Below are 12,757 nucleotides of genomic sequence, written 5' to 3' on the forward strand. Positions count from 1 at the left end.
ATTCATTAAATTAATTTCCTTCTAATGTATCCGGAACAGCCATCAATCACCATGACCATGATGACGATCCCCAATAAGATGATCCCCACTCTGGACCAATTGCGCGTGTTCAACGCCATAATCATTGGCGCCCCAATTCCGCCAGCACCAACCAAACCAAGGATTGAGGCAGCTCGAACTGAAATTTCAAAGCTGTACAAAGTGTATGAAATCAAAGCCGGCAGGATGGTCGGCCACGTCGATAGTGCGAAGACCTGCGGCTTACTGCCACCTGCAGCCACGATAGAGTACTCCGAACTGTGATTCATTTCCTCAATGGATTCTGAAAAGAGTTTCCCTAGCATACCAATTGAATGAATTCCAAGCGCCATGACTCCGGCAAAACTACCGGGTCCCACTGCTTTAATGAACATAATGGCCAAAACGATTTCGGGGAAAGCTCGAATAGCGGTCAAAAGGAAGGTCCCCACTTTAGACGTTATGTTGTACTTACTACTCTTACTACGAGCAGCGAAGAAAGCAAACGGAACACTGATGACGGCGGCAATGATGGTTCCCAAAAATGCAATGGCAAGCGTCATAATCAACTGTGACACCAGGTCTTCACCACTACCGTTGTAGATGTAGGACCAATCAGGGTGAATTAGTCCCATGAAGATGGACTTCGAGACCGTGCCAGCGGATTCTTGAATCTGACTAAATTTCATGTCTGAAAAACACCAGCCATAGATCAAAATAATGATGATTGCCCAAACGATCCAGCTGTAATGGTCCCATCGCTTTTGTTTTTCGTTAATTTTTGGAATGGTCACTGTAGTTTCCTCCTCAAATAATTACTAAGGATGTCAATCACCAGAACCATTACGAAGGTTGCTAAAATTACAACCGCTGTCTCGGAGTAGTTGAATTCATCGATGGTTTGTTGAAGATACAACCCAAGTCCTCCAGCACCAACGTATCCTAAGACGGTTGAAGAACGAACGTTCACTTCCAACGTGTACAGAAAGAAACTACAAAACTGACCCGCAATCTGGGGAATAATGGCCAAACGAATAATTTGAAGGATGCTGGCACCAGAAGCTTTCATGGCTTCAGCCGGCCCCATGTCGACCGTCTCTAGTACTTCATAGAACAGTTTAGAAATCATCCCAAACGAGAAGATGGCAAGGGTAATCGTTCCAGTCGTTGGACCAATCCCAAAAATGGCAACTAAGATAGCTGCCAGTAGCAGTGATGGTAACGTTCTGACGATGTCCAGTACGAACCGAGATGTGCCGTGAATAACCTTACTGTGGTCAAGGTTCCGCGCAGCCAGAAACGCGGCAGGAATCGCAAAGACGGTTCCAATCGTGGTTCCAAGGATTGCCATCTGAACGGTCTGAACCAGTGGGTCCCAGATAAAACTAAAGTACGACCAATCCGGGTTACTCATTTGACCAATCAGAACCCCAAACTGGGCGATGTTCGAGATAAACAAGCTGGGATCAACCCCACAAATTTTCATGGAGTAAATAAACAAAACGATCAAAATGGCAATTACAATGATGCCCTTAACGTGATACTTTTTGACAAAGGACATCTTCGGCATGTCGCTAGTGTGCATTAGCTATTGCCTCCTTCGTAAATCGCCTTCAAATCTTCTGGAGTAGAATCAGCCGCTGGCTTGTCGAATACCAATTTTCCATCCCGAATTCCAACAATTCGGTCCGCAAATTCAAGTGCTAGTTCAACTGAATGGAGGTTCACCAGAACAGTATCGTGATCCTTGACGTTTAAATTCTTCAAATCCTGCATGACTCCGTGACTGGTCTTGGGATCGAGGGAAGCAACGGGTTCATCAGCCAGAACCAAATCAGGTTCTTGCATCATTGTTCGTGCGATGGCGACCCGCTGCATCTGTCCTCCAGAAAGTGAGTCCGCCCGATCGTATAATTTTTTGAGCATGTTAACGTGGTCCAGTGATCGAACCGCTTTCTCTTTGTCTTCTTTAGTGTACAAACCAAGGAGTGTCTTCCAGATTGGATAGTAGCCGACCCTTCCACTTAAGACGTTTTTTTGAACCGTAAGTCGGTTCACGAGGTTGAAGCTCTGAAAAATCATCCCAATTTTTCGGCGAAAGTGGCGGAGCGCTTTCCCCTTCAATTTAGAAATATCAGTCCCGTTGATGATAATCTCGCCGTCACTGATATCTTGCATCCGATTAAGGGAACGAAACAGGGTGCTTTTCCCCGCACCTGAAAGTCCAACGACAGCGATGAATTCACCGCGTTTGACGTTAAAACTAATATCATCTAATCCTTTAATACCACTAGGATAAGTTTTGGTAACATGATTAACTTGTAAAATATCCGAATCGCTCAATTTAATCCCTCTCGCCTATTCTTTGGTTTTACTAATCTTGTTGGCTTGGTCCATGTATGAATGAAGTTGCTTAAATTCTGACTTCTTGTACGGAACGTATCCCTCTTCTTGATAAATCTTGAAGATAACGTCATGACCTTCTTTCGTCTTCGCCATGTTCTCGTAGGCTTTGGCAATCTTCTTCTGCCATGACTTCGACATATCACTTCGACAAGCAACCACGTCATTTGGAATAGCCTTAGTCGTGTAAATAACCTTGGTATCCTTCATAACGTTCGGATTGTCCTTTTGGACTAAGGTTTGAGCACCTTGGAAGGTGAACGCAGCATCGTTGTTCTTGTTTAAAACGGACAGTACAGCTTGATCGTAACCATTAATAACGTCGGTCTTGATGCCATCCTTGTTAATATTAATTCCGTGCTTCATAAGCTCAACGACCGGATAAATATAACCCGCCGTTGAATTCGTGGTACCAGTGGCAATCTTTTTGCCCTTTAAATCGTTAATGTTGTTGATACCACTGTCTTTTCTGACAACAATTGTAGAATAGAAGTGATCGGATGACTTGTTAGTAAGTTGCAGAGTTTTCGGATCGCGTGCTTGACGCGTTGCTTGAACGAGAGGAACCACTTTATAATTCTTTTGTGCTAAGATAAAGTCCCCGGGGTTCATTTCGGAAACATCCAACGTCTTTGAACCCATGGCCTGAATAAGTGAGTTTCCGTCAGTTGAAACCTTGACCGTGACCGGAATATGAAGCTGTTTTTCTAACTGTTTGGCGAGTGGTTTGGCCTCAGCATTGGCCTGCCCAGCGTTCACTGACGGCGTAAAACCAACCGTTAATTTCTTTGGTTTGTAGTTACTTGACTGTTTCCCACATCCAACTAATCCAACCGATAAAAATGTAAGTGCAGCACCAGCTGTGATCCATTTCAAAGCTTGCTTGAGTTTCATTACGAGTCCCTCCCAAAAAATTGTTGTACCAGACAAATTAATCATATCATGATACATACATTTTTCAATAAATATCTTTTAATTGTTCGTATTTTATTTAAATATATGTTCTATTTATCCTTTAATTTCCAATATATTAATTAATTAACGAATGTTAATAATCGGTGTAATTAGAGCGAACAAAAAGGGCAACACTAATAAGTACGGGTTGTCCTTAAGAAAATTTTGTTAGATAAAATTATTTTCTGTTTCACGTGAAACTATTTTGATGATTATTTCATGCCAAATAATAAAATAATTGACAGATTTATAAATTAGAAATAGAATTGAAGAGTAATAAAAAAGGAAGAGATGTCGTTACCATCTCTTCCCGCGCAGATTTATGTGTTATTTGGGTAAAAAGCTAATCTTTGCGGTTAGCTTTTTTTTATCTCATATGCTTTGGCAAAGTTAACTGCTGCACGCGAGATAATAAGAACCACCATTGCTAATGGAACAATCTCAATAACCCACTTATCAAAATCATCAATATTTCCAATTTTATTAGTTTTGCCGTTAAGAGCATCATTTCTAGCTTGAATATTTGCTAAAGTATCTTTATCATCGCGTATATTACTTTCAGTTTTTCTTCTTATCATAATGTCCATCCCCTTAGATCAATAGTAAGGCATCATGTAGACAATGAAAACATAATATACACATTGTTTATTATTAATAATTGATTAAAACTCAAAAAGCATCCCCCACTTAAAAAGTGAGGATGCTTTTTCGTAACTTATTTTGTGTAGGTTCTAATCTTTGGTGCTGTGTATGTGGTCATGAATTTATAGATTTCAGACAACGAATCAGAAAAGAGTAACTTTTTGCGGTCTTCCACCGTCAAAAATTCCTTTTCGGTCATTTCATCAAACATTTGTTTAAGCGGATCGTAGTATCCCTGAACGTTATACAACACACATGGATCATCATTGTCACCAATTCGAGCCCATGAAAAAGCTTCAGAAATCTCTTCTAGAGTCCCAGGACCACCTGGAAGTGCGATACAACCATCCGATTGAGTCAACATTTTTTGTTTGCGAATATCCATGTTGGGAACTACATCTAAACTAGTAAGGCCGTCCATGCTGGCACCACGGTCAACTAACTCTTTTGGCATGATGCCGTGAACTACTCCACCAAGTTTTAAAACTGTCTTGGCAAGTAATCCCATGAGACCAACACCGCCACCACCATAAACTAACGCTAAGTCATGGTTAACCAACCATTTTGCTAATTTTTTGGTGGCTTCTTGATATGCTGGATCATTACCAGGAGCCGCACCACAAAATACTGCAACTGCTTTCATATTTTTATTTTCCTCATTTCAATTTATTTTTATATTAATAAGTGTACCACGTCACTTCAAGCCAGTAGTGACAGGTGCTTTGGTAAATTGTTTCATGTGAAACTATCTTAATTTTGTTTATTCATCATAAATACTGGCATCATATTTAAAGGGATGGTCCCTAAATAACTGACTGTAAAACGCGATTTCGGAAAAAGCTCGATTCAATTTCTTTATGTCCACGGTTTTACCGGGAGCGTCTTTTAGAAAACTCCCATCGCCAGCAAAATTTTTATCGACGTTGCGCACTAAAGTTGGTTTTGGCAGGGTAAATAGGCCCAGTTGTCCAAGCGTTGGTAACAACGCTGGATAGGAAGATTGGCCACCTCGTGAATTATTAGAATAGGTAATAATCTTGGCCGGTTTGCCCTTGGCTTCAAACGCCAAAAAGTCGAGCGCATTCTTTAGGACGGCTGGAAACGAATGATTATACTCGGGGACCAAAAAGAGATAACCATCCGCTTTCTTCATGTCATCCACCCATTTTTGTTCATTAGGTTTTAAAATCCGGTTTTGGTTGTCCATTGGCGCAATATCTTCATAAAAAAACGGCAAATCGTAGTCCGCCAAACTAATAAAATTGAAATCAGCATCATTAATCCGCTCAAAATCACCCTGTCGATTACGTAAGTACTTAAAGATCCGACGTCCCCGACTGGCCTTTCTTGAACTACTCAAAATAACGTTAATTGTCATTAAACATCACCTCAACCCATTTTCTAATCATTATACCTTTAAAATCAAAATAAAAAACCGAACCAGCTTTATCGCCAATCCGGAAATTTACTTATCAACTATTTCTTAGCTTCTTCTTTCGGACGATCAATTACCTTAACCTTATCGCCACCGATAATTAACTGATCACAAATATTTAAGAACAGACCGTGTTCAACAACTCCGGTGTAGTTCTTCAAGTTGTGAGCTAACTTTTGTAAGTCAGCATCTTCTGGAATTGTAATGTCGATTAGGTAGTTTCCTGAGTCAGTTTGAAGAATATCACCGTCATCTCTGAAGCGGAACTCTGGTTTGTATCCGGCTTCATTTAAGTAGCGGAAGACACCCATCCCACCGAACGGAATGACTTCAACCGGCAACTTTTGGCCAGCCAAGGTCTTGTGGTACTTGGTCGAATCAACAATCCAAACGTTCTTGTCTGACATGGTTGCGACCAACTTCTCAAAGAGTAAGGCAGCTCCGCCACCCTTGATTCCGTTGAGCTTGTCGTCAACGGCGTCGGCTCCATCAACCGTTAAGTCCACCCGATCAATGGTATTAACGTCAAGCATCGGCATGCCAAGACTTTCGGCTAATTTCTCGGTGCCAACTGAAGTGGCGACACATTGAACGTCTAAGCCTTCTTTTTTGATTCGTTCGTTAATGGCTTTGACGAAGTAGGCAGCCGTACTACCAGATCCAAGTCCTAACACAATGTGATTTGGAACTCGAGCAGCGGCGTATTCAGCAGCTTGTCTCTTCTCTTTTTCGATCACTTCTTTGGTCTTGGAAGTCTTGCTGATGACATCCAAGACGTCTTTTTCATAAGGAATGGAGTTCTGTGCTCCAGCCACTTGAACCGTCAGTGATGAGGCGTGGTTAGCGTACAACATCGCATCCTTGATGTTAGCACTGTTTAAATCCAAACGTGATGCCAAGGCTCCGATGAAAGTATCACCAGCAGCGGTTGTGTCAACAGCTTTGACCTTAAAGGCTGGAATGAAGGCATGACTGGCTGGGGTTGCGTAGAACGAACCCTTGTCACCAACGGTAATGATCACCATTCTAATGCCTAGTTTAAAGAAGTACTCCGCGTTCTTCATCATGGAATCGTCGTCAATCACCTTAATTCCAGTGAGGGCCTCTGCTTCCGTTTCGTTAGGGGTAATAATGTCAGTCAATTGAAGTAATTCTTCTGGTAACTTCTTGGCTGGTGCTGGGTTCAAAATGGTCTGAACCTCATTTTTCTTCGCAATCTTAAATGCTTCGATAATCGTTGGTACTGGAATTTCTAGTTGCGCAATCGCACGGTCTGCCTTCCTAATGGCATCTTCGTGTTGATCAACGTCTTCTGGTGTCATGGCCATGTTGGCTCCACCATAGACATAGATCGAGTTTTGACCAGTACTATCAACGGTAATGTAAGCCTGTCCAGTCTGTTGCTCTTTCGTAGTAATCACGGAATCAAGGTTCATCCCGTCCTTTTTAAATCCTTCAATCATGAACTTAGCGTCTTCGTCATCACCTAACTTAGTGATAAAAGTCGTATCGGCACCAGATCTTGCCGCAGCAATTGCCTGATTGGCACCCTTTCCGCCACCATGAGATTCTTGGTGATTCTTCACCGCCAAGGTTTCACCTGGCAACGCATACTTATCAACGTTTAGAACTTTATCAACGTTGGTAGATCCAATCACAACAACTTTTTTACTCATTTTACTGCCTCCCTATTTGCAACCGCTTTCATTATGTATATCATATCATTGCGGGAAATAGTTGTATATAGATTTAATGGGATCATTCGTAATAAATTAATTTTTTATGTATAATACTACACAATCAACTCATTTATTTTAGGAGGAAAAGACAATTAAAACTTTTAAAAATGGCATCGATGCCCCCCTAGTACCTTTACTTTACCTATCGTCAGGATTATTTTTATCACTTTATGGAATTTTAGAATTGTTTAATCACCACTATATACTTGGAATCATTTTATTATGGTTTGGAATTTCATTCTTAATGGGTGGTTTAGTTTTTTTACATACATCAATGCGAGGAAAGAGTTTAATCTGGGACCATATAATTAGCAACTTAACCATTAATCCAGATGATCGGGTCTTAGATATTGGGTGTGGTCATGGTCTGGTTTTAATTAAAATTGCTAAATTACTTCACAAACCAGGTAATATAATTGGAATTGATCTATGGAAAAGTCGTGATCAAACTAGTAACTCAATAAAAAATACTGAAAAAATTATCAATGAAAATAATGTAAATAGGGTGACGACCCTAGAAACTGGTGATGCAACTAAATTACCGTTTTCTGATATGGTCTTTAATATTGTTACTTCAAGTTTAGTATTTCATAACATTAAACCAAAAGAAAAACGTCAAAAAGCTCTTGAAGAAGCAAGTCGAGTACTTAAATCTGGCGGAACAATGGTAATAGTAGACATCGAAAACAATCAAGCTGATTATCAAGATATTCTAATAAAGAACGGAATTAAAATCCAGAAATCATACAAAGCAGGCTTTAATGGATGGTGGACAGGACCATGGATGGGAACCTTTGTAATTATCGCAACTAAAATTTCACCAAAATAATTAAATTAGCTTCTTTTTAGGATAAATACTATGATCCATCATTCAGATCTTATCTTACTAACTTGATAACCAAGTTTTATTATGCTTGTTTAATTGCATGTTATCACGAATAATAAAAGATTAATATCAATTAACCTAGTTTCTAACAATTAACAGAGTCAGGAACTTTTTTACACAAAAAAAGAGACACCCGCAGGCATCCCTTTAAACAATTTAATTAATTATTTCTTTGATTCGTCCAAAGCCTTTTTAGCTAATACGAAATCACCAAAAGTAGCGGAACCGTTGTGTGGTACGACTGGACGACTAATGTATTCGTCAAGTGGACCAACGTCAAGATAGTTATCAAACAACAGATTGAATTGGTCTCTAACCTTTTGCACAAATTGAGGAGTACATACACCTCCACCAAGCACAATTTGGTCAGGACGGAAGTTAACCGTTAAACTGATAACCCCTTGGGCAATGTAGTACGCAATGATGTTCCAAACTGGATCATCTGGTGGGGTATCTTGACCTTTAATGTTGTTTCGAGCTTCAAAAGTCGGACCAGATGCAACCCCTTCAAGACAGTCACCATGATAAGGACAAATTCCAGGAAAGTTCATGTCATCTTGGTGTCTCTTAACACGAATGTGACCAAATTCAGGAGTTCCACGAACCCCTAAGAATTCATCTTTGATGACGGTTCCAGCACCAATCCCAGTTCCATCAGTGATATAACTAACGGCTTCAATATTTTTATTAGCCTGTTTACGTTTGATGTATTCACCGTAAGCTGAACCGTTAACGTCCGTCGTCCAGTAAATTGGAACCCCAAATTCACGTTTCATGGTTCCAACAAAGTTGACGTTACTCCAACCCTTTTTAGGGGTTTTAATAATCCAACCATATTTGTCAGAGTCTTTTCGAACGTCGATTGGTCCAAATGATGCAATCCCAAATGCATCAATGTGATCAAACTTCTTAAAGTACTCAACGACCTTTGCTAACGTTTCTTCTGGTGTCGTAGTTGGAATGTGAACACTATCAACAATATTGAAATCGTCATCACCAACCGCACAAACGAACTTTGTTCCACCTGCTTCAATACTTCCATATCGCATAAAAATGATCCCCTTTGCCATTTTTTTGTATCGTTTATTGTTAATAGTATAAAGCGCTTACATATTGATTGCAATAGTTTACTACAAAAATTGTTAAAAACTTAACTTAGAAATAACAAAAAGCCAGACTATTCACGTAGTCCAGCTTGATCTTATTTTTTCTTCGCAATTTTACCCTGTTGAATGTAAACGGAGAGAATGGCAATGTCAGATGGATTAACCCCACTGATTCGGGCGGCCTGTGCGATCGTCTCCGGTTGGATTTTCTCCAATTTTTGGCGACCCTCAGTTGCGATCCCATCAATTACGGAGTAATCAATGTGATCGGGAATCTTTTTGGATTCCATCTTCTTCATGCGGGCGACCTTATCCTCTTCTTTTTTGATGTAGCCAGCGTACTTCGTTCTAATTTCGACTTGTTCAACCACTTCTGGATCCAATTTTTCGTCGGGTCCCGGAATAAAATCAAGTAACTTTTCGTAATTTACATACGGCCGACGTAAGAACTGGGCTGCGATGATGCCGTCTTTTAACGGTTTATCACCCTGAGCTTCAACGAACTGGTTGACCTTTTCACTTGGTTTAATCCGTACGGTGTTCAAACGCTTGATTTCATCCTCAACGGCATTACGTTTTTCAACAAACTTGTCATAACGTTCGTCTGAAATCAGACCCAACTGGTGACCAATTGGTGTCAGCCGCATATCAGCATTGTCGTTTCTAAGCAGGAGTCGATATTCAGCCCGACTCGTCAGGAGACGGTACGGTTCGTTGGTTCCTTTTGTAACTAGGTCATCAATCAAGACGCCAATGTATCCTTGGTCACGCTGCAAAATCAACGGGTCTTTCCCTTGAATCTTTAGAGCGGCATTAATTCCAGCGATCAAGCCTTGTCCCGCGGCCTCTTCGTATCCCGAAGTTCCGTTGGTTTGACCCGCGCTAAATAATCCACTAACTTTCTTGGTTTCAAGCGTTGGCTTCAATTGATATGGAGAGATAATGTCATACTCAATCGCATAACCGGGACGCATCATCTTAGCGTCCTCGAGACCCTTCACGGAGTGCAGCATCTGTTGCTGGACTTCTTCTGGAAGGGAGGTAGACATCCCATCGACGTACCACTCTTCGTTGTGACGTCCCTCCGGTTCCAAGAAGACCTGATGGCGCTTTTTGTCTGCAAAACGAACGACCTTGTCCTCAATTGACGGACAGTAACGGGGACCGACCCCTTCGATGACCCCAGTAAACATCGGGGCGCGATCCAAATTATCCTTGATAATCTGATGGGTTTCTTCATTAGTGTACGTCAACCAGCACGAAATCTGCTTTGAAACCGGTAAATAATCGGCATACGGAGTGGTGTAACTGAAATGATGGGGCGTTTCGTCGCCCGGTTGCTCCTCCGCTTCATCGTAGTGAATGGTCTCACCGTTGACACGCGGTGGAGTCCCAGTCTTAAAGCGCTTCAGTTCAAAGCCCAAATCTTCCAGGTTTTCTGAAAGATGAATGGCTGGAATTGAGTTGTTTGGGCCCGAGGAATACATCAGTTCACCAATAATGATCTTACCACGAGCGGCCGTACCAGCACAGATGACCACGGCTTTGGAGTGATATTTGGCACCCGTATTGGTAACCACACCCTCAACCTGACCGTCTTTCACGATCAGACGTTCTACGATTCCCTGGCGGAGCGTCAAATTGGGCTCTTTTTCCAGGGTGTTTTTCATTTCATGGTGGTAGGCGTGCTTATCAGCTTGCGCCCGTAAAGCTCTGACGGCGGGACCTTTCCCGGTGTTTAACATCCGCATCTGAATGTAGGTCTTGTCGATGTTTTTCCCCATTTCACCACCAAGGGCGTCGATTTCTCTTACGACCGTTCCCTTAGCGGGGCCACCAACCGACGGATTACATGGCATAAACGCCACCATATCAAGATTAATTGTCACAAGCAGTGTTTTTTGACCCATGCGGGCAGCGGCTAGTGCAGCTTCACAGCCAGCGTGGCCGGCTCCAACGACGATGACGTCGTAATCGCCACCATTGTAAGTCTGCTTCACTTCTTGCTGTATCATTTTATTCATTTAAAAACCTCCATTGAGTCAAAGTCTTATTTCCCCAAACAGAACTGACTAAATAATTGATCCAGTAATTCGCCATCGTAACTATCACCGGTAATTTCACCCAGTAAATCCCAAGCGTTCGTCATGTCAATCTGAACTAAATCAACGGGCATCCCGTTATTTAACCCATTTTCAACGGACTGAAGGGCATCACTGGCCTGTTGTAAGAGACTAATATGCCTGGCATTGGTGACCATAACGTCATTTTGAGAACTCTTAATGCCACCAGTAAAGAACATCTTCGAAATCGTATCCTCTAAGGATTTGGTTCCGTTATCCTTTACGGCTTGGGTCTTAATCACGTTATCAGCATGATAGCGGTTCTTTAACTCATCAACATCAATTTTTTCTGGCAAATCTGTTTTATTCAATAGAATAATTCGTTTACTGTGTTGCGTTAAATCCAAGAGTTCACGATCTTCATCGGTTAGCGGCTCACTAGCATTTAACACCAACAAAACCAAATCAGCCTGCTTGATGGCTTTTCTAGAACGATCGACTCCAATTTTTTCGACCTTATCCTTGGTGTCACGAATTCCGGCAGTATCCACCAGGTGCAATGGCACTCCCGAAACGTTCACGTATTCGTCCAAAACATCCCGCGTGGTACCAGGAACGTCGGTTACAATCGCCTTTTCTTCGTGTAAGAGACGGTTCAATAAACTCGACTTACCAACGTTGGGACGTCCAATGATGGCGGTGTTTAAACCGTCTCGTAAGACTTTTCCCTGTTTAGCCGTCTTTAGCAATTGGTCAATCTGCGCCTTTAGTTCCTTGGACTTATCCATTAAAAGCTTCGACGTCATCGTCTCCACGTCATCGTACTCCGGGTAGTCAATGTTGACTTCGACCTGAGCCAGCACGTCTAAGATGTCCTGACGCAGGTGCTTAATTAAATGAGAAAGGTTCCCATCGAGCTGATTTAAAGCTGCTTTCATCGATTCGTCGGTCTTCGCTTCAATCAAATCCATGACAGCCTCTGACTGGGATAGGTCCAGACGTCCGTTTAAAAAGGCCCGCTTAGTGAATTCACCCGGCTCCGCCATTCTGGCACCGTTACTTAGGACCAACTGCAAAATCTTGTTGGTTGCCACAATTCCACCGTGACAGTTAATCTCAATAATATCTTCCTTGGTATACGTCTTGGGTGCTCTCATGACCGAGACCATCACTTCATCAACTTCACTATTGTGGTCTGCTGGATCAACAATGTGACCATAGTTAATCGTGTTCGATGCCACCTTTTCGAGGTTCTTGCCCCGATAAATCTTTTCAGCCGCTTTCATTGCATCCGATCCACTAACCCGAACAATCGAAATGCCACCTTCACCAGGTGGGGTCGAAATTGCCGCAATGGTATCGTAATCAGTCGTTGTCAGTGCCATTTGAAAACTCCTTTCTCATTTTTAATCGCATAAAAAAAGTACTTAAGCCACGCCCGTTGCGTGGATAAAGTACTTTCACTACTTTACCTATTCGAATTTACAATCTTACATATAATAAGACGAAAG

12 protein-coding genes are annotated in these 12,757 nt (G+C 41.8%); 1 reads left to right on the plus strand and 11 read right to left on the minus strand.

Annotation, left to right across the window (positions count from 1 at the left end):
- Positions 1-5 precede the first annotated feature (5 nt).
- The 8 genes from phnE (AC6UDE_RS00390) to rbsK all read right to left on the minus strand — a co-directional run bounded on the left by phnE (AC6UDE_RS00390) (position 6) and on the right by rbsK (position 7,128).
- Entirely contained in the window at positions 6-812 is an 807-nt protein-coding gene (phnE, locus tag AC6UDE_RS00390) for a phosphonate ABC transporter, permease protein PhnE (protein WP_500696244.1), read from the minus strand.
- On the minus strand, positions 809-1,603 hold the full coding sequence (phnE, locus tag AC6UDE_RS00395) for a phosphonate ABC transporter, permease protein PhnE (RefSeq protein ID WP_500696245.1): 795 nt from the start codon (positions 1,601-1,603) through the stop codon (positions 809-811). The genes phnE (AC6UDE_RS00390) and phnE (AC6UDE_RS00395) overlap by 4 nt, the downstream gene beginning before the upstream one ends.
- Entirely contained in the window at positions 1,603-2,367 is a 765-nt protein-coding gene (phnC, locus tag AC6UDE_RS00400) for a phosphonate ABC transporter ATP-binding protein (RefSeq protein ID WP_500696566.1), read from the minus strand. Before phnC ends, phnE (AC6UDE_RS00395) begins: the two co-directional genes overlap by 1 nt.
- Before the next feature lie 9 nt (positions 2,368-2,376).
- The gene (locus AC6UDE_RS00405) at positions 2,377-3,315 is read right to left on the minus strand and encodes a phosphate/phosphite/phosphonate ABC transporter substrate-binding protein (protein WP_500696246.1); all 939 of its coding nucleotides are present in this window, start codon (positions 3,313-3,315) and stop codon (positions 2,377-2,379) included.
- Between the two features lie 416 nt (positions 3,316-3,731).
- A complete protein-coding gene (locus AC6UDE_RS00410; RefSeq protein WP_500696247.1) occupies positions 3,732-3,953 on the minus strand; it encodes a hypothetical protein in 222 nt (73 codons plus the stop codon).
- Positions 3,954-4,090: 137 nt separating this feature from the next.
- Positions 4,091-4,660 carry an LOG family protein gene (locus AC6UDE_RS00415; protein ID WP_500696248.1) on the minus strand — a complete coding sequence of 190 codons (570 nt, stop codon included), beginning with the start codon at positions 4,658-4,660 and terminating at the stop codon, positions 4,091-4,093.
- A 117-nt stretch (positions 4,661-4,777) separates the two neighbouring features.
- The gene (locus AC6UDE_RS00420; RefSeq protein WP_500696249.1) at positions 4,778-5,395 is read right to left on the minus strand and encodes an NADPH-dependent FMN reductase; all 618 of its coding nucleotides are present in this window, start codon (positions 5,393-5,395) and stop codon (positions 4,778-4,780) included.
- 98 nt (positions 5,396-5,493) lie between these two features.
- Entirely contained in the window at positions 5,494-7,128 is a 1,635-nt protein-coding gene (gene rbsK, locus AC6UDE_RS00425; protein ID WP_500696250.1) for a ribokinase, read from the minus strand.
- A gap of 337 nt (positions 7,129-7,465) precedes the next feature.
- On the opposite strand from rbsK, the gene AC6UDE_RS00430 reads away from it, so the two are divergent.
- The gene (locus AC6UDE_RS00430; protein ID WP_500696251.1) at positions 7,466-8,020 is read left to right on the plus strand and encodes a class I SAM-dependent methyltransferase; all 555 of its coding nucleotides are present in this window, start codon (positions 7,466-7,468) and stop codon (positions 8,018-8,020) included.
- Positions 8,021-8,241: 221 nt separating this feature from the next.
- Here the strand turns inward: AC6UDE_RS00430 and AC6UDE_RS00435 are convergent, their stop codons facing one another.
- The 3 genes from AC6UDE_RS00435 to mnmE form a co-directional block, all read right to left on the minus strand.
- A complete protein-coding gene (locus tag AC6UDE_RS00435) occupies positions 8,242-9,126 on the minus strand; it encodes an ROK family protein (protein WP_500694214.1) in 885 nt (294 codons plus the stop codon).
- A 152-nt stretch (positions 9,127-9,278) separates the two neighbouring features.
- A complete protein-coding gene (gene mnmG / locus AC6UDE_RS00440) occupies positions 9,279-11,207 on the minus strand; it encodes a tRNA uridine-5-carboxymethylaminomethyl(34) synthesis enzyme MnmG (protein ID WP_500696252.1) in 1,929 nt (642 codons plus the stop codon).
- A 26-nt stretch (positions 11,208-11,233) separates the two neighbouring features.
- Positions 11,234-12,631 carry a tRNA uridine-5-carboxymethylaminomethyl(34) synthesis GTPase MnmE gene (mnmE, locus tag AC6UDE_RS00445; RefSeq protein ID WP_500696253.1) on the minus strand — a complete coding sequence of 466 codons (1,398 nt, stop codon included), beginning with the start codon at positions 12,629-12,631 and terminating at the stop codon, positions 11,234-11,236.
- Positions 12,632-12,757: the final 126 nt, after the last annotated feature.

It is taken from the genome of Fructilactobacillus sp. X2R5C3 (genome assembly GCF_059901325.1).